This is a genomic window from Streptomyces sp. SID5910 (assembly GCF_009862125.1).
Classification (GTDB): Bacteria; Actinomycetota; Actinomycetes; order Streptomycetales; family Streptomycetaceae; genus Streptomyces.
Map to the genome: position 1 here is coordinate 1 of NZ_WWHX01000065.1, position 16,512 is coordinate 16,512.

Consider the following 16,512-nt stretch of genomic DNA (forward strand, 5'->3'; position numbering starts at 1 on the left):
GCCACGATTCCCGTGGTGCGCAGAAAGGCCAGCAGGTTCGTGTTGTCGCTCCACCCGAAGAACGGCTTCGGGTGGGCCCGCAGCAACTCCCGGTCCAGATACGGCAGGACGGTGATCTGGTCGTCACCGCCGATCGACGCGAACACGGCCTTGACGTCCGGGTCGGCGAAGGCCGCGTGGATGTCGTCGGCCCGTTCCCGCGGTGTGGAGCCCATCTTGCGGGTGGCCGGATACTCGACCGGTTCCAGACCGAACTCCTCGCGCAGCCGCTCCAGGCCCAACTCGTAGGGGCGCGGGAACAGTCCGGGCAGACCCGACGCGGGCGATATCACCGCCACGCGGTCTCCGGGCGAGGGCTTGGGCGGGTACATGATCGTCGGGGGCATGCGCGGAGGATACGGCCGGCCGCGCCGCCGACGCACCGTGATAAACCGGGGCGAGCGCCGGCCGGTCAAGGGCCGCCGCACCGCGAACGGACCGGAGGAAGACGTGCCCCGCACCCTGGCCAACGCCCCGATCATGATCCTCAACGGGCCCAACCTGAACCTGCTCGGCCAGCGCCAGCCGGAGATCTACGGCTCCGACACCCTCGCCGACGTCGAGGCCCTGTGCGCCAAGACGGCCGCGGCACACGGCGGCACGGTGGACTTCCGCCAGTCCAACCACGAGGGCGAACTGGTCGACTGGATCCACGAGGCACGGCTGAACCACTGCGGGATCGTGATCAACCCCGCCGCGTACTCGCACACGTCCGTCGCGATCCTGGATGCGCTCAACACCTGCGACGGGCTTCCGGTGGTGGAGGTCCACATCTCCAACATCCACCAGCGCGAGCCGTTCCGGCACCACTCCTACGTCTCGCAGCGCGCCGACGGAGTCATCGCGGGCTGCGGTGTGCAGGGATACGCGTTCGGCGTGGAGCGGGTCGCGGCGCTGGCGGGCGCGGGACGCGCCGACACCTGAGGGAACCGTCGTCGGATCACACGGGGTGCGTACGGCGGCTCACCAGCCGCGCGCGTGCCACTCCGGCAGATGCGGGCGTTCCGCGCCCAGCGTGGTGTCGTCGCCGTGCCCCGGGTAGACCCACGTCTCGTCGGGGAGAGCGTCGAAGATCTTGGTCTCTACGTCGTGGATCAGGGTGGCGAACGCCTTCGGGTCCTTGAAGGTGTTGCCCACGCCGCCGGGGAAGAGGCAGTCCCCGGTGAACACGTGCGGGTGCCCGTGCGGGTCGTCGTAGACGAGGACGATCGAGCCCGGTGTGTGTCCGACCAGGTGGCGGGCGGTGAGTTCCACCTGCCCCACCCGGATGGTGTCGCCGTCGTCGACCGGCACGTCGGTGGGCACGGGAATGCCCTCGGCGTCGTGCCGGCCGGCGTGGGTACGGGCGCCGGTGGCCGCGACGACCTCGGCGAGCGCCTGCCAGTGGTCGCCGTGCCGGTGGGTGGTGACGACGGAGGCGATGCCGTCGTCACCGATCGTGCCGAGCAGGGTGTGCGCGTCGTTCGCGGCGTCGATCAGCATCTGCTCGTCGGTGGCCCGGCAGCGCAGCAGATAGGCGTTGTTGTCCATCGGGCCGACCGCGACCTTGGTGATCATCAGGTCCTTGAGCTCGTGCACCTGGGCGGGGCCGCCGACCCGCACCTCTCCGCTGTAGGTCATGGTCGTCAGCCTATCGCCGGGAGGCGGTCCGCAGCCCCCTTCCCGGCCTACAGCGGCGGCAGCGCGGGCAGCGTGCCCCCGTCCACGGTCAACGCGGCTCCCTCGCGCCGTCCGGCGAGCCAGCCCAGCAGGTCGGCGGGTGCCCCGGTGACGCTCACCCCGGCCCCGTCGTCCTCGCGGCCCGTCCGCCACGCGCGCGTACCGTCCGTCAGGCGGGTGGGCGGCACGTCCGGGTGCCCGTCGAACCGGGCGGCGAGGAAGGCGATCTCCCGCTCGGTGAACTCCTCCGGAAGGTCCTCCAGCTCGTAGCCGATCCCGAGGTCCACGTGGTGCAGCTCCACCTCGACCCAGCGCCGGAAGGGCAGCCGGGACGCCGAGTCGGTGACCCCGTTGCGCAGCGTGAGCGTACGCGACCAGTCGGCGGGGGCGGCGCCGGCCTCCTGGAAGCGGGCGGCGCTCTCGCGCACGTCCGTGAGCTGCGCGTCCAGGGGGCGCGGGGCGTCCCGCTCGATGTCGGCGTCCCGGGCCTCGGCGGAGACGTACATGGGGCGGCCCTCCAGGACGTTCACGAGGGCGTCCGCGTTGCGGGCGAGGTGGGCGAGGACATGGCCGCGGGTCCAGCCGGGAAGCCGTGACTGGTCCGTCACGCCCGCGTTGTCCAGTTTGCCGACAGCGGTCAGCAGCCGCTCGGTGGCGTCCCGTACAGACGCCAGGTCACGCACGTGATCAATCATGCCGTCGACCCTAGACCGCACCACACGTTCGGGTGAAGGTGGCCGACGACCCCCGTAAATCGAATGCGCGTGCTATATGGTCGAGTGCGGCGTCGGGCATGCTGGGGAGTCGGGGTTTGTTGACAACCGGTGAACCCGACCGGCGTTGTCAGTGGCTCCCCCTAGTCTGAGAAAGACGGGGGCCCCGCCCCTGTCACTTCTCTCAAGAAAGGTGCGGACCGGCGTGGCCGACCGTCTCATCGTCCGTGGCGCGCGCGAGCACAATCTGAAGAACGTCTCGCTCGACCTGCCTCGCGACTCGCTCATCGTCTTCACGGGCCTGTCCGGGTCGGGCAAGTCCTCCCTGGCCTTCGACACGATCTTCGCCGAGGGCCAGCGGCGCTACGTGGAGTCGCTCTCCTCCTACGCCCGGCAGTTCCTCGGCCAGATGGACAAGCCGGACGTCGACTTCATCGAGGGCCTCTCCCCGGCGGTCTCCATCGACCAGAAGTCGACCTCGCGCAACCCGCGCTCCACGGTCGGCACCATCACCGAGGTCTACGACTACCTGCGCCTGCTCTTCGCCCGCATCGGCAAGCCGCACTGTCCCGAGTGCGGCCGGCCGATCTCGCGCCAGTCGCCGCAGGCCATCGTCGACAAGGTGCTGGAGCTGCCGGAGGGCAGCCGCTTCCAGGTGCTGTCGCCGCTGGTGCGCGAGCGCAAGGGCGAGTTCGTCGACCTCTTCGCCGACCTCCAGACCAAGGGCTACTCCCGCGCGCGGGTGGACGGCGAGACCGTCCAGCTCTCCCAGCCGCCCACGCTGAAGAAGCAGGAGAAGCACACCATCGAGGTGGTCGTCGACCGCCTCACCGTCAAGGACTCCGCCAAGCGGCGCCTCACCGACTCCGTGGAGACCGCGCTCGGCCTGTCCGGCGGCATGGTCGTGCTCGATTTCGTCGACCTCCCCGAGGACGACCCCGAGCGCGAGCGCATGTACTCGGAGCACCTGTACTGCCCGTACGACGACCTGTCCTTCGAGGAGCTGGAGCCCCGCTCCTTCTCCTTCAACTCGCCCTTCGGCGCCTGCCCCGACTGCTCCGGCATCGGCACCCGCATGGAGGTCGACCCGGAGCTGATCGTCCCGGACCCGGACAAGTCCCTGGACGAGGGCGCCATCCACCCCTGGTCGCACGGGCACACCAAGGACTACTTCGCCCGCCTGATCGGCGCCCTCGCCGAGGCGCTGGGCTTCCGCACGGACATCCCGTTCGCGGGGCTGCCCCTGCGGGCCCGCAAGGCCCTGCTGTACGGGCACAAGACGCAGGTCGAGGTCCGCTACCGCAACCGCTACGGGCGCGAGCGCCGCTACACCACGGCCTTCGAGGGCGCCGTCCCCTTCGTCAAGCGCCGGCACAGCGAGTCCGAGAGCGACGCCAGCCGCGAGCGCTTCGAGGGCTACATGCGCGAGGTGCCCTGCCCCACCTGTGAGGGCACCCGCCTGAAGCCGCTCGTCCTCGCGGTCACCGTCATGGGCAAGTCGATCGCCGAGGTCTCGGCGATGTCCATCAGCGACTGCGCCGACTTCCTCGGCGAGCTGAAGCTCAGCGCCCGCGACAAGAAGATCGCCGAGCGCGTGCTGAAGGAGGTCAACGAGCGGCTGCGCTTTCTGGTCGACGTCGGCCTCGACTACCTCTCGCTGAACCGGGCGGCCGGCACGCTCTCCGGCGGCGAGGCCCAGCGCATCCGCCTGGCCACCCAGATCGGCTCCGGACTCGTCGGCGTGCTGTACGTCCTCGACGAGCCGTCCATCGGCCTGCACCAGCGCGACAACCACCGGCTGATCGAGACCCTCGTCCGGCTCCGCGACATGGGCAACACGCTCATCGTCGTCGAGCACGACGAGGACACCATCAAGGTCGCCGACTGGATCGTCGACATCGGCCCCGGCGCCGGTGAGCACGGCGGCAAGGTGGTGCACAGCGGCTCGGTGAAGGAGCTGCTCGACAACGCCGAGTCGCAGACCGGCCTGTACCTGTCGGGCAAGAAGGCCATCCCGCTGCCCGACGTGCGCCGCCCGCAGGACCCGTCCCGCCGGCTCACCGTGCACGGGGCCCGGGAGAACAACCTCCAGGACATCGACGTGTCCTTCCCGCTGGGCGTCTTCACCGCGGTGACGGGCGTCTCCGGCTCCGGCAAGTCGACCCTGGTCAACGACATCCTCTACACCCACCTCGCGCGGGAGCTGAACGGCGCCCGCAGCGTGCCCGGACGGCACACGCGCGTGGAGGGCGACGACCTCGTCGACAAGGTCGTCCACGTCGACCAGTCGCCCATCGGCCGCACCCCGCGGTCCAATCCGGCGACGTACACCGGCGTCTTCGACCACATCCGCAAGCTGTTCGCCGAGACGACCGAGGCGAAGGTCCGCGGCTACATGCCGGGCCGGTTCTCCTTCAACGTCAAGGGCGGCCGCTGCGAGAACTGCGCGGGCGACGGCACGATCAAGATCGAGATGAACTTCCTCCCGGACGTCTACGTCCCGTGCGAGGTCTGCCACGGTGCCCGGTACAACCGGGAGACCCTGGAGGTCCACTACAAGGGCAAGTCCATCGCCGACGTCCTGAACATGCCGATCGAGGAGGCCACCGACTTCTTCGAGGCGGTCCCCGCGATCGCCCGGCACATGAAGACCCTCAAGGACGTCGGCCTCGGCTACGTCCGGCTCGGCCAGTCCGCGACCACCCTGTCCGGCGGTGAGGCACAGCGCGTGAAGCTCGCCAGCGAGCTCCAGCGCCGCTCCACCGGCCGCACGGTCTACGTCCTGGACGAGCCGACCACCGGTCTGCACTTCGAGGACATCAGCAAGCTGCTCACCGTCCTGTCCGGCCTGGTCGACAAGGGCAACACGGTCATCGTCATCGAGCACAACCTCGACGTGATCAAGACGGCCGACTGGGTCGTCGACATGGGTCCCGAGGGCGGCGCCGGCGGTGGCCTGGTGGTCGCCGAAGGCACGCCGGAGGAGATCGCCGGAGTCCCGGCCAGCCACACCGGCAAGTTCCTCAGGGACATCCTCGGCGCCGACCGCGTCAGCGACGCGATCCCGGCGCAGGCCACGCGCAAGGCGGCCAAGACGGTGGCGGCCAAGGCCACCGCCCGCAAGACGGCCACCAAGAAGGTCGGCGCCACCACGGCGAAGACCACCGCGAAAACCCCGGCCAAGACCGCCGCGAAGAAGACGACGCGGACGACCAAGGCGTAGCCGCACGGGAACGCCCGCACAAGGACGCGCCGCGTCCCACGGAAGACCCCGTGGGACACGGCGCGTCCGCGCGTCCGCGTATCCGGCGGCTCAGGCGCCCGCCGGCTCCACGAACTGCATGTCGAGCTGGATCTTCACCACGTCCCCGAGCAGCCCCGGAGCGAAGTCCAGCCCGAACTCGCTGCGCCGGATCTCACCCGTCGCCTCGAACCCGGCGTGCCGGCTGCCGTCCATGGGCACGTCCACCAGCCCGCCGAACTCCACGGCGAGCGTGACGGGCCGGGTCACGTCCCCGATCGTCAGCTCGCCCTCCATGACCCAGTCCTCGCCCTCGCCCGACACCCGGGTCGAGCGGTAGGTCATCGTCGGACGCTTCTCCACGTCGAGCAGATCGGCGGCGCGCACGTGCGCGTCCCGGTCGGCGTTGCCCGTGTCGACGGAGGCCAGGTCGATCGTCGCGGACACCCGGACGTCCCCGGCCGTCTCGCCGACGAAGAGGCCGGCCTCCACACCGTTGAAACGCCCCCGCACCTTGGCGATGCCGAGATGGCGGATCGTGAAGTTCACGGCGGAGTGCAAGGGGTCGAGAGCCCACTGGCCGGGGGCGACCGGCAGGGGAGTGGCGGCGGTGGTGGCGGTGTCGTTGGTCATGCCGACCACCCTGCGGGCCCCGCGCCCCGGCAGGGAGACCGGCGTGAGCGTGGTAGTCGCAGGGCCACCCTCCCGCCCGCGCGGGTTGGTACGTTCCCCGGGTGAGCGACAACGAGTTGGGCACGTTTCTGCGCAGCCAGCGGGAGTCCGTCGGCCCTGCCGAGGTGGGGCTGCCCGCCGGCCCCCGCCGTCGCACGCCCGGCCTGCGCCGCGCCGAACTGGCGACGCTCGCCGGCGTCAGCGTCGAGTACCTCACCCGGCTCGAACAGGGCCGTGACCGCCATCCGTCCGCCCAGGTGCTCGGCGCTCTCGCGGACGCGTTGAACCTGTCCCTGAGCAACCGGATGGTGCTGCGCCGGCTGACCAAGGAGGCCGACGGCGGCGACCCGCTCCTGTGCCCGGCGGCCCCGCCGCTCGGCCGTGAGGCGCGGCCCACCGTGCGGGCCGTCCTGGACCGGCTGGAACCCGCCCCCGCCGTGGTGCTGAACTGGATCGGCGACGTCCTCGCCCACACCGCCGGCTACGCCCGGCTCACCGGCCCGCTCGGCCTGCTCGACGCCGAGCGGCCCAACCTGCTGCGCCACCTGTTCACCGACGAGCGCGCCCGCGAGGCCTACCCCGACTGGGACCGCGTCGCCGACGACCTGGTCGCCCGGCTCCGGCACAGCGCCCCGCTGCGGGACCCGTACGTCGCCGAGCTGGCCGACGAGCTGACGGTGACGGCCGGCGCGGAGTTCACCGACCGGTTCGCCGACCTCGCCCTGACCCCGCGACGCGTCGGCACCCAGCACGTCCGGCACCCCGAGGCCGGCCCGCTGAGCCTGCTGCAAGAGATGCTCGCGCTGCCCGAGGACGGCCAGTGGATCGTCGTGCTCCTGCCCGCGGACGACGCCACGGCCGCCGCCCTGGACCGCCTCGACGGGCGTCGCCCCGGCGCCCTGCGGGCCGTACGGCCGGCCGGCTGAGCACGGCGGGCCGTCAGACGGCCACCTCGTGGGCGTACGGAGGCTCCGCGCCCGCGCGCGAGCAGGTGACCGCCGCCGCGCGGGCGGCGAAACCCAGCAGGCCCGCCCAGCCGTCCGGGCCCAGCGCGGCCACCGCGTGCTCGTCGAGCGCGTCCCGCACCGAAAGGCCGTGCAGCAGCGCCGCGTTCACCGTGTCGCCCGCGCCGATGGTGTCCACCACCTCGACCCGCTCGCCCGGCACCGCGTACTCGCCCCCGTCGCGGGTGAACGCCGTCAGCCCCTCACCGCCGCGGGTGATCACCACCGCCGCCGGACCGGCCGCCAGCCATTCCCGGGGGGTGCCGCCCAGCCACTCGGCGTCCTCCGCGGACAGCTTCAGCAGCGACACCGACGGCAGCCAGCTCTTGAACCGGGCCCGGTAGGCGTCCGGGTCAGGGATCAGACCGGCCCGGATGTTCGGGTCGAGCGCCGTGAACACGCCCCGCGCCGCCGTCTCCCGCAGCAGCTCCTCGTACGCGCTCGCCCCCGGCTCCAGCACCAGCGAACAGGTGCCGAAGGACACCGCGCGCGTGCCCGGCGGCAGCGCGGACGGCACCGTGAACAGCCGGTCCGCGGTGCCCTCCACGTAGAAGGAGTACGCGGCCGAGCCGTCCGTGCCGACCGTGGCCACGGCGAGCGTCGTCGGCTCGGTCCCGCGCTGCACCGGCGACACGTCCACGCCGGTTTCGCGCAGCCGGTCCAGCAGCGCCTCGCCGAAGGCGTCGTACGACACCCGGGAGCAGAAGGCGGCGGGGGAGCCGAGGCGGCCCAGCGCGACGGCGGTGTTGTAGGGGCCGCCGCCGAGCGCCGGGCGCAGCGCGGCGAGGGCGCCCGTGCCCTGCGGTACCAGGTCGATCAGTGCCTCACCGGCGACGACGATCACGGGAGTGTCCTTTCGTGGTCCGGTTCGATGACGTGCCGTGGCCGCTCGGGGCAGCCGCAGGAGGTGCGGTGGACGAAGGCGCAGGGCAGCCGCACGGTTCGTGCCGGCCGGTCCGGCGCGGCGAGCCGCTCCAGCAGCAGCCGGACGGCCTGGGCGCCGACGTCCTTGCTGGGCTGCGCCACGGCGGTCAGGCGCGGAGCGAACAGGTCCGCCCAGGGGAAGTCGTCGAAGCAGCACAGGGCGAGGTCGCCGGGCACGGACAGACCGCGGTCCCGCAGGGCGCGCAGCGCGCCGAGGGTCATCGCGTTGTTGGCGGTGACCAGCGCGGTGGGCGGCGCCGCGAGGGACAGCAGGACCGCCGTGGCCCGTTCGCCGCCGGCCGCGTCGGAGTCGCCGTGCACCACCAGCCGCTCGTCGTACGGCAGCCCGGCGGCGGTGAGGCCGTCCCGGTACCCGGTGACCCGCTCGCGCGTGGTGCTGAACCCCGGCCGGCCCGCGACCAGGCCGATCCGCCGGTGACCGAGCCCGGCGAGATGGCCGACCAGCCCAGCGGTGGGTTCGGCGCTCTCCGCGCACACCTGGTCGTAACGGGGGCCGCCGTCCTCCGGCGTGTCGACGACCCGGTCCAGGAACACGGCGGGCACCCGGTGGCGGGCCAGATAGGCGACGAGCGCGGCCGGCTCGGCGGAGGGCGCGACGATCATGCCGTCCACGCGCCGCTCGTGCAGCAGCCGCACGACCTCCAGCTCGTGCCCGGGGTCGTCGTGCGGGTCGGCGATGAGCAGGCTGTAGCCGTGCGCCAGGGCCTCGGCCTCGACGCCCTGGAGGATCTCCGTGAAGTAGGGATTGCTGATCGCCGACACCGCGAGCCCGAGGGAACGGGTGCGGGAGGTCACCAGGGAGCGGGCCAGGGTGTTCGGGGTGTAACCGAGCTCCTCGACGGCGTCCAGCACCGCCCGGCGGGTGGGCGGCAGCACGGGACGGGTGTCGTTGAGCACGTGCGAGACGGTCGCCACGGAGACGCCGGCGCGCCGCGCGACATCGGCCATCGTCGCCACCGGAGCGCCCCTTCCGTCGTACGTCTGCTGTGTTCTGCCGTGACCTGCTGTGTTCTGCTGTGTTCTGCCTTGTGCTGCCGGGGAGCGTAGCCGGTCCCGGGGCGGACGTAAACGCTTGCGCAATCGCTTACGTCGGTGAGTGCGGCACACCCTCCGCACGCCGACCCGCCCGGCCGGACGCCGGGAGCCGCCGGATATCGTCGCCCTGCACACCTTCGACCAGTGGAGATCGCCATGTCCGGCCGCCCCGTCCCGAGCCGTCGTACCGTCCTGCGCTCGGCGGCCCTCACGCCCGTCGCCGGGCTCGGTCTGGCCGCCTGCTCACCGGGCGACGACGGCGCGGCCGCCCAGCCGACCGCGCCCGTCGAGCTCGGTGCGGAGGGCGAGGTCGCCAAGGGCACCGCGAAGCTCTACCGGGACCAGAACGTGGTGGTGAGCCGGGCGGAGGACGGCGCGCTGAAGGCCTACAGCACGATCTGCACGCACGCGGGGTGCCCCATCAAGAAGCTGGAGGGGACCAAGCTCGTCTGCTCCTGCCACGGCAGCGAGTTCGACGCCCGCACCGGCGAGGTGCTGCACGCCCCGGCGACCGTGGCGCTCGTGGAACTGCGGGTCGACGTGCGACAGGGCCGGATCGTCGCGACTCCGACGACCTGACCGCCCCACGTCAGGAGCGCCCGCTCACTCCCAGTCCCACGCGATCCCCAGCATGCCCGGCCGCACCCGCGCCTCCACGAGGTGCACGGAGTGGTGCGGCCCGCTCATGGCCAGCTCCCGCCGGCCGCCGCGCGGCGCCGCCGCCGAGTGCTGCGTGAACCGCCGGCAGGCCACGGGCGCCGCCGCCGGGTCGAACCCCACCTGGAGGGCGTACTGGCCGCCCGCCGCGCCGAACGCGCGGACGTACTCGTGCGACACGCCCGCGGTGCCGTCCTCGACGCCGTACCGGAAGAGATAGGTGTCCCCGGCCCGCAGACGCGTGTCGAAGAGCAGCTCCGTCACCAGCACACCGGTGTCGTGGTGGATGCGGACGCGCCCCGCGCGGCAGTTCTCCAGCGCGTGGACGGCCATCCGCGCGGGCGCGCACCCCGGGTCGCCGTGGTGGACGGCGACGAAGCGGTCGACGCCGTCCCGGTGGGCGCGGACGATGAGGTGCGACTCGCGTCCCGCCAGCTCGCGCCGGGCCCCGATCCGGACCCGTTCGTGGTGCCCGAGGGTGTGCAGCCCGTCGTCCGCCGACGGGCGGCCGAGCTCGGCCAGCAGCCGGTCCAGGACGCCGGAGGCCTCGACACGGGACCGGTAGGAGCGCACGGCGGACCGATGCGCCGAGGCGGGCTCGTCGGTCTCGGCGAGCAAGCGGATCAGGGACTCCTCCGGCAGCTGGAGTATCTCCTCCAGGGCCCGCACGGCCCGCAGCGACTCCGGGCGCTGCGGACGCCGGGCGCCCTGCTGCCAGTAGCTCAGGCTCGTGACGCCCACCGTCACCCCGTGCCGCGACAGATGGTGCTGGACGCGTTGCAGCGGCAGTCCACGGGCGGCGATCGCGGCGCGCAGGGCGACGTGGAAGGGGCCACCGCGCAGGGCCGAGTCGAGTTCCGCGGTGTCGGCGCCCGCGGTGACGACGTCCGCGATGTCGGTGTCCGCGTGCTGTGTGGCGTGCGGCATGCAGGGGCCTTTCTGTGGATGTTCACAACGGCTGGTCGGACCGTTCGGCGCCAATCCGCGGGGCCCGCCCCCTGTCGCGGCGCAGGGGAGGTCTCCACATCCGTACGCCGCGCTCCAGGGCCCCGAGTTCCCCCGCATTGAAGCGTGTTGACCTAGTCCCGACAACACCTGAAGCCGGACCGCGGCGCACTCCTGGCCGAGAACGCACCGGCCCGGCTTCCCGGTGCCACCGCGCGTGACCGACCGGCCCCGGACGGTCCCCGGGAAGGTCGCCGGCGGTTGTCCACAGGGGCCCGCGTCCGTCGTCCACAGGCCCGCCGGACTGTCGGTCCCCGCCAGTAGGGTGTGAGTCATGGCCGACCCCTCCAGCTACCGCCCCAGGCCGGGAGAGATCCCGGACACCCCGGGGGTGTACAGGTTCCGCGACGAGCACCGCCGGGTGATCTACGTCGGAAAGGCGAAGAGCCTGCGCCAGCGCCTGGCGAACTACTTCCAGGACCTGGCGCACCTCCACCCGCGCACCCGCACCATGGTCACCACCGCCGCGTCCGTGGAGTGGACGGTGGTGTCCACGGAGGTCGAGGCCCTGCAACTGGAGTACTCCTGGATCAAGGAGTACGACCCCCGGTTCAACGTCAAGTACCGCGACGACAAGAGCTACCCCTACCTCGCGGTGACGATGAACGAGGAGTTCCCGCGCGTGCAGGTGATGCGTGGCCACAAGAAGAAGGGCGTGCGCTACTTCGGGCCCTACGGACACGCCTGGGCCATCCGCGACACGGTCGACCTCCTGCTGCGCGTCTTCCCGGTACGCACCTGCTCGGCCGGCGTCTTCAAGAACGCCGCCCGCACCGGCCGCCCCTGCCTGCTCGGCTACATCGGCAAGTGCTCCGCGCCCTGCGTCGGCCGGATCACCCCCGACGACCACTGGGACCTGGCCGACGAGTTCTGCGACTTCATGGCCGGCCGCACGGGCACCTATCTGCGCCGCCTGGAGAAGCAGATGGCCGAGGCCGCCGAGGACATGGAGTACGAGCGGGCGGCCCGCCTGCGCGACGACATCGGGGCCCTGAAGAAGGCCATGGAGAAGAGCGCGGTCGTGCTCGCCGACGCGACCGACGCCGACCTGATCGCCGTCGCCGAGGACGAGCTGGAGGCGGCCGTCCAGATCTTCCACGTGCGCGGCGGACGCGTGCGCGGACAGCGCGGCTGGGTCACCGACAAGGTGGAGGACATCACCACCGGCGCCCTCGTCGAACACGCCCTCCAGCAGCTCTACGGCGAGGAGAGGGGCGACGCCGTCCCCAAGGAGGTCCTGGTCCCGGCCCTGCCCGACCTCGTCGAGCCGGTGCAGCAGTGGCTCACCGACCGCCGCGGCTCCGGCGTGTCGCTGCGCATCCCGCAGCGCGGCGACAAGAAGGCCCTGATGGAGACCGTCCAGCGCAACGCGCAGCAGGCGCTCGTGCTGCACAAGACCAAGCGCGCCTCCGACCTGACCACGCGCTCGCGCGCCCTGGAGGAGATCGCCGAGGCCCTCGGCCTCGACAGCGCCCCGCTGCGCGTCGAGTGCTACGACATCTCCCACCTCCAGGGCGACGACGTGGTGGCCTCCATGGTCGTCTTCGAGGACGGACTGGCCCGCAAGAGCGAATACCGCCGGTTCCAGATCAAGGGCTTCGAGGGACAGGACGACGTCCGTTCCATGCACGAGGTCATCACCCGCCGCTTCCGGCGCTATCTCGCCGAGAAGGAGCGGACCGGCGAGTGGACGGACGGCGACGAGACCCTGGAGGGGGAGCCGCTCAAGGACGAGGACGGCCGCCCCAAGCGCTTCGCCTACCCGCCCCAGCTCGTCGTCGTCGACGGCGGACAGCCGCAGGTCGCGGCGGCCCAGCGGGCCCTGGACGAGCTCGGCATCGACGACATCGCCGTGTGCGGCCTCGCCAAGCGGCTGGAGGAGGTCTGGCTGCCCCGCGAGGACGACCCGGTCGTGCTGCCCCGCACCAGCGAGGGCCTGTACCTGCTCCAGCGGGTCCGCGACGAGGCCCACCGCTTCGCGATCACCTACCAGCGCTCCAAGCGCGCCAAACGCTTCCGGTCGAGCCCCCTGGACGACGTGCCCGGCCTGGGGGAGACCCGCAAGCAGGCGCTGATCAAGCACTTCGGTTCGGTGAAGAAGCTCCGGTCGGCGACGATCGACCAGATCTGCGAGGTGCCCGGCATAGGCCGCAAGACGGCCGAGACGGTCGCCGTGGCCCTCGCCCGGGCGACCCCGGCCGCGCCCGCCGTCAACACGGCGACCGGAGAGATCATGGAAGAGGACGACGGGGCACCCGGGACGACGGAGGATGCCCCGGGGGAGCCCGTACCCGCGGGCACCCCGGACGAACGACGGGGGCAGGAGAGATGACCGAGCACGACGCACAGCCCGCAACAGGACGAGAACAGACGCAGGCCACGGCCGGCGGGCAGACGGAGCCGCAGCCGGCCCGGCCCGACGGACGCCAGGACGACGGAGCACAGGTGAGTACGGCCAAGGAAACAGCCGGGGCGCACGAGGCGGCCATCCCCGAGTTGGTGATCATCTCCGGCATGTCCGGAGCCGGCCGCTCGACGGCCGCCAAGTGCCTGGAGGACCTCGGCTGGTTCGTCGTCGACAACCTGCCGCCCGCCCTCATCCCCACCATGGTGGAGCTGGGCGCCCGCTCGCAGGGCAACGTGGCGCGGATCGCCGTGGTCGTGGACGTCCGCGGCCGGCGCTTCTTCGACAACCTGCGCGAATCCCTCGCCGACCTCGACGCCCGCGGCGTCACCCGGCGCATCGTCTTCCTGGAGTCCTCCGAAGAGGCCCTGGTGCGCCGCTTCGAGTCGGTGCGCCGACCGCACCCCCTCCAGGGCGACGGCCGCATCGTCGACGGCATCGCCGCCGAGCGGCAGCTGCTGCGCGAGCTGCGCGGCGACGCCGACCTGGTCATCGACACCTCCAGCCTCAACGTGCACGAACTGCGCGCCAAGATGGACGCCCAGTTCGCCGGCGAGGAGGAGCCCGAGCTGCGGGCCACCGTCATGTCCTTCGGCTTCAAGTACGGCCTGCCGGTCGACGCCGACCTGGTCGTGGACATGCGCTTCCTGCCCAACCCGCACTGGGTCCCGGAGCTGCGCCCCTTCACCGGCCTGAACGAGGAGGTGTCGTCCTACGTCCTCAACCAGCCCGGGGCCAAGGAGTTCCTCGACCGCTATGCCGAGCTGCTCCAGCTGATCGCCGCGGGCTACCGTCGTGAGGGCAAGCGCTATGTGACCGTGGCCGTCGGCTGCACCGGCGGCAAGCACCGGTCCGTGGCCATGTCGGAGAAGCTCGCCGCCCGGCTCGCAGCCGAGGGCGTGGAGACGGTGGTCGTCCACCGGGACATGGGACGGGAATGACAGGACGTACTCCGCGGCTGAGCAGGCTGCGCCGGGTGGTGCCCGAGGGGCGCGGTGGCAGACCCGCCGACGCCCGCGCCGCCCGGCCCGAACAGGCGCGCGGTGCCAAGCCGCGCCGCCGGGGCACCCAGCCCAAGGTCGTCGCCCTCGGCGGCGGCATGGGCCTGTCCGCCTCGCTCGCCGCACTGCGCCGGATCACCGGCGACCTGACCGCCGTCGTCACCGTGGCCGACGACGGCGGATCCAGCGGGCGGCTCCGCGACGAGCTGGGCGTCCTGCCGCCCGGCGACCTGCGCAAGGCGCTGGCCGCGCTGTGCGGCGACGACGACTGGGGCCAGACCTGGGCCCGCGTCATCCAGCACCGCTTCCAGTCCCAGGGCGACCTGCACGAACACGCGGTCGGCAATCTGCTGATCGTCGCCCTGTGGGAGCAGCTCGGCGACCATGTCCAGGCCCTCGACCTGGTCGGCAAGCTGCTCGGCGCGCACGGGCGCGTGCTGCCCATGTCCGCCGTCCCGCTGGAGCTCCAGGCCCTGGTCAAGGGCCACGACCCGGAGCGGCCGGAGGAGGTCGACACCGTACGGGGACAGGCCACCGTCGCCCTCACCCCCGGCGAGGTGCAGTCCGTGCACCTCGTGCCGAACGACCCGCCCGCCGTCCCCGAGGCGGTCGAGGCCGTCCTGGACGCGGACTGGGTGGTGCTCGGCCCCGGCTCCTGGTTCTCCTCGGTCATCCCGCACCTGCTGGTGCCCGACCTGCTGGACGCGCTGGCCGAGACGAAGGCCCGCCGGGTGCTCTCCCTGAACCTCGCCCCGCAGCCCGGAGAAACCGAGGGCTTCTCCCCGCAGCGTCATTTGGAGGTTTTGGGACGACACGCCCCTAAACTCGCCCTGGACGTGGTGCTGGCCGACGAGGCCGCCGTGCCGGACCGTGACTCGCTCGCCGACGCCGCGAAACGGTTCGGCGCCGCGGTCGAACTCGCTCCGGTCGCCCGGACCGACGGGACCCCGAGGCACGACCCGGAGCTGCTGGCCGCCGCGTACGACCGTATTTTTCGGATGCATGGAAGGATCGGCCCATGGCGATGACGGCAGCGGTGAAGGATGAGATCTCCCGGCTTCCCGTCACCCGGACCTGCTGCAGGAAGGCGGAGGTCTCCGCCGTGCTGCGGTTCGCCGGCGGCCTTCACCTGGTGAGCGGGCGCATCGTGATCGAGGCGGAGCTGGACACCGCGATGGCGGCGCGCCGGCTCAAGCGGGACATCCTGGAGATCTTCGGGCACAGTTCCGAGCTGATCGTGATGGCGCCGGGCGGGCTGCGCCGCGGCTCGCGTTACGTCGTACGGGTGGTAGCGGGCGGTGACCAGCTGGCCCGGCAGACCGGCCTGGTGGACGGCCGGGGCCGGCCGATCCGCGGCCTGCCGCCGCAGGTGGTCTCGGGGGCCACCTGCGACGCCGAGGCCGCCTGGCGCGGGGCCTTCCTGGCGCACGGCTCGCTCACCGAGCCCGGCCGCTCCTCCTCCCTGGAGGTGACCTGCCCGGGTCCCGAGGCCGCGCTCGCCCTGGTCGGCGCGGCCCGCCGGCTGTCGATCGCCGCCAAGGCCCGTGAGGTGCGCGGTGTGGACCGGGTCGTCGTCCGCGACGGCGACGCGATCGGTGCGCTGCTCACCCGGCTCGGCGCCCACGAGTCGGTGCTGGCCTGGGAGGAGCGGCGGATGCGTCGCGAGGTGCGGGCCACCGCCAACCGCCTCGCCAACTTCGACGACGCCAACCTGCGCCGCTCGGCCCGTGCGGCCGTCGCCGCCGGCGCGCGGGTGCAGCGGGCCCTGGAGATCCTGGCCGACGACGTGCCCGAGCACCTCGCCGCCGCGGGCCGGCTGCGCATGGAGCACAAGCAGGCCTCCCTGGAGGAGCTGGGCGCCCTCGCCGACCCGCCGCTGACCAAGGACGCCGTCGCCGGCCGCATCCGCCGCCTGCTGGCGATGGCCGACAAGCGGGCCTCGGACCTCGGCATCCCGGGCACGGAGGCCAACCTCGGCGAGGAACTCGCGGACAACCTCGTCGGCTGACGGAGCCCGACCGGCGGGACGCCGCACCGACGCACCCGGGCCGACGCCCGCCGGAGGCCCGGCCCGGCGGACGGCCCGGGCCAGGGCGGACGGCGCCGAGGCCGACCAGGACCTGCCCGGTACGCGGCC

At 72.6% G+C, this 16,512-nt stretch carries 15 protein-coding genes; 8 read left to right on the plus strand and 7 right to left on the minus strand.

What is annotated here, in order from left to right; genetic code table 11:
- Window positions 1-386 (minus strand): LD-carboxypeptidase (locus GTW67_RS02720; protein ID WP_202436743.1); only part of this gene is annotated, 386 nt, incomplete at its 3' end.
- 103 nt (window positions 387-489) lie between these two features.
- Here GTW67_RS02720 and aroQ point away from each other — a divergent pair.
- Entirely contained in the window at window positions 490-963 is a 474-nt protein-coding gene (gene aroQ, locus GTW67_RS02725; protein WP_161163197.1) for a type II 3-dehydroquinate dehydratase, read from the plus strand.
- A gap of 39 nt (window positions 964-1,002) precedes the next feature.
- On the opposite strand, the gene GTW67_RS02730 is transcribed toward aroQ, so the two are convergent.
- Both GTW67_RS02730 and GTW67_RS02735 read right to left on the minus strand, forming a co-directional pair.
- Window positions 1,003-1,659 (minus strand): MBL fold metallo-hydrolase, encoded by a 657-nt coding sequence (locus tag GTW67_RS02730; protein ID WP_161163186.1) that lies wholly within the window; start codon window positions 1,657-1,659, stop codon window positions 1,003-1,005.
- Window positions 1,660-1,706: 47 nt separating this feature from the next.
- Window positions 1,707-2,393 (minus strand): maleylpyruvate isomerase family mycothiol-dependent enzyme, encoded by a 687-nt coding sequence (locus GTW67_RS02735; RefSeq protein ID WP_161163187.1) that lies wholly within the window; start codon window positions 2,391-2,393, stop codon window positions 1,707-1,709.
- 223 nt (window positions 2,394-2,616) lie between these two features.
- Between GTW67_RS02735 and uvrA the strand changes: the two genes are divergently transcribed.
- Window positions 2,617-5,634, plus strand: coding sequence for an excinuclease ABC subunit UvrA (gene uvrA / locus GTW67_RS02740; protein ID WP_161163188.1), 3,018 nt, complete (start codon window positions 2,617-2,619; stop codon window positions 5,632-5,634).
- A 90-nt stretch (window positions 5,635-5,724) separates the two neighbouring features.
- On the opposite strand, the gene GTW67_RS02745 is transcribed toward uvrA, so the two are convergent.
- The gene (locus GTW67_RS02745) at window positions 5,725-6,285 is read right to left on the minus strand and encodes a YceI family protein (RefSeq protein WP_161163189.1); all 561 of its coding nucleotides are present in this window, start codon (window positions 6,283-6,285) and stop codon (window positions 5,725-5,727) included.
- Between the two features lie 101 nt (window positions 6,286-6,386).
- Here GTW67_RS02745 and GTW67_RS02750 point away from each other — a divergent pair, with 101 nt between their 5' ends.
- Window positions 6,387-7,250: an MmyB family transcriptional regulator gene (locus GTW67_RS02750; protein ID WP_161163190.1), complete on the plus strand. Its 864-nt coding sequence runs from the start codon at window positions 6,387-6,389 to the stop codon at window positions 7,248-7,250.
- A gap of 13 nt (window positions 7,251-7,263) precedes the next feature.
- Here GTW67_RS02750 and GTW67_RS02755 read toward each other — a convergent pair whose 3' ends face one another.
- On the minus strand, window positions 7,264-8,172 hold the full coding sequence (locus tag GTW67_RS02755) for a PfkB family carbohydrate kinase (protein ID WP_161163191.1): 909 nt from the start codon (window positions 8,170-8,172) through the stop codon (window positions 7,264-7,266).
- Window positions 8,169-9,230 carry a substrate-binding domain-containing protein gene (locus GTW67_RS02760; RefSeq protein ID WP_161163192.1) on the minus strand — a complete coding sequence of 354 codons (1,062 nt, stop codon included), beginning with the start codon at window positions 9,228-9,230 and terminating at the stop codon, window positions 8,169-8,171. The genes GTW67_RS02755 and GTW67_RS02760 overlap by 4 nt, the downstream gene beginning before the upstream one ends.
- Window positions 9,231-9,464: 234 nt before the next feature.
- Between GTW67_RS02760 and GTW67_RS02765 the strand changes: the two genes are divergently transcribed.
- Window positions 9,465-9,887, plus strand: a complete 423-nt coding sequence (locus GTW67_RS02765) for a Rieske (2Fe-2S) protein (RefSeq protein WP_161163193.1) — start codon at window positions 9,465-9,467, stop codon at window positions 9,885-9,887.
- 24 nt (window positions 9,888-9,911) lie between these two features.
- Here GTW67_RS02765 and GTW67_RS02770 read toward each other — a convergent pair whose 3' ends face one another.
- Window positions 9,912-10,892, minus strand: coding sequence for a hypothetical protein (locus GTW67_RS02770; RefSeq protein ID WP_202436745.1), 981 nt, complete (start codon window positions 10,890-10,892; stop codon window positions 9,912-9,914).
- Window positions 10,893-11,244: 352 nt separating this feature from the next.
- On the opposite strand from GTW67_RS02770, the gene uvrC reads away from it, so the two are divergent.
- From uvrC to whiA, 4 genes are read left to right on the plus strand one after another with little or no spacing between them, the layout of a single operon-like run.
- The gene (uvrC, locus tag GTW67_RS02775) at window positions 11,245-13,302 is read left to right on the plus strand and encodes an excinuclease ABC subunit UvrC (RefSeq protein ID WP_161163194.1); all 2,058 of its coding nucleotides are present in this window, start codon (window positions 11,245-11,247) and stop codon (window positions 13,300-13,302) included.
- Window positions 13,299-14,315: an RNase adapter RapZ gene (rapZ, locus tag GTW67_RS02780; RefSeq protein ID WP_161163195.1), complete on the plus strand. Its 1,017-nt coding sequence runs from the start codon at window positions 13,299-13,301 to the stop codon at window positions 14,313-14,315. Before uvrC ends, rapZ begins: the two co-directional genes overlap by 4 nt.
- Window positions 14,312-15,403, plus strand: coding sequence for a gluconeogenesis factor YvcK family protein (locus GTW67_RS02785; protein ID WP_161163196.1), 1,092 nt, complete (start codon window positions 14,312-14,314; stop codon window positions 15,401-15,403). The genes rapZ and GTW67_RS02785 overlap by 4 nt, the downstream gene beginning before the upstream one ends.
- The gene (gene whiA, locus GTW67_RS02790; RefSeq protein WP_077798688.1) at window positions 15,394-16,383 is read left to right on the plus strand and encodes a DNA-binding protein WhiA; all 990 of its coding nucleotides are present in this window, start codon (window positions 15,394-15,396) and stop codon (window positions 16,381-16,383) included. The genes GTW67_RS02785 and whiA overlap by 10 nt, the downstream gene beginning before the upstream one ends.
- The last annotated feature ends 129 nt before the right edge of the window (window positions 16,384-16,512 follow it).

Bases quoted from the DNA above. Each gene is read 5' to 3' on its own strand.
- GTW67_RS02785 (WP_161163196.1), top strand. From the start codon at position 14,312: ATGACAGGACGTACTCCGCGGCTGAGCAGGCTGCGCCGGGTGGTGCCC.
- GTW67_RS02770 (WP_202436745.1), bottom strand. From the start codon at position 10,892: ATGCCGCACGCCACACAGCACGCGGACACCGACATCGCGGACGTCGTC.
- GTW67_RS02730 (WP_161163186.1), bottom strand. From the start codon at position 1,659: ATGACCTACAGCGGAGAGGTGCGGGTCGGCGGCCCCGCCCAGGTGCAC.
- whiA (WP_077798688.1), top strand. From the start codon at position 15,394: ATGGCGATGACGGCAGCGGTGAAGGATGAGATCTCCCGGCTTCCCGTC.
- GTW67_RS02735 (WP_161163187.1), bottom strand. From the start codon at position 2,393: ATGATTGATCACGTGCGTGACCTGGCGTCTGTACGGGACGCCACCGAG.
- GTW67_RS02765 (WP_161163193.1), top strand. From the start codon at position 9,465: ATGTCCGGCCGCCCCGTCCCGAGCCGTCGTACCGTCCTGCGCTCGGCG.
- GTW67_RS02745 (WP_161163189.1), bottom strand. From the start codon at position 6,285: ATGACCAACGACACCGCCACCACCGCCGCCACTCCCCTGCCGGTCGCC.
- rapZ (WP_161163195.1), top strand. From the start codon at position 13,299: ATGACCGAGCACGACGCACAGCCCGCAACAGGACGAGAACAGACGCAG.
- uvrC (WP_161163194.1), top strand. From the start codon at position 11,245: ATGGCCGACCCCTCCAGCTACCGCCCCAGGCCGGGAGAGATCCCGGAC.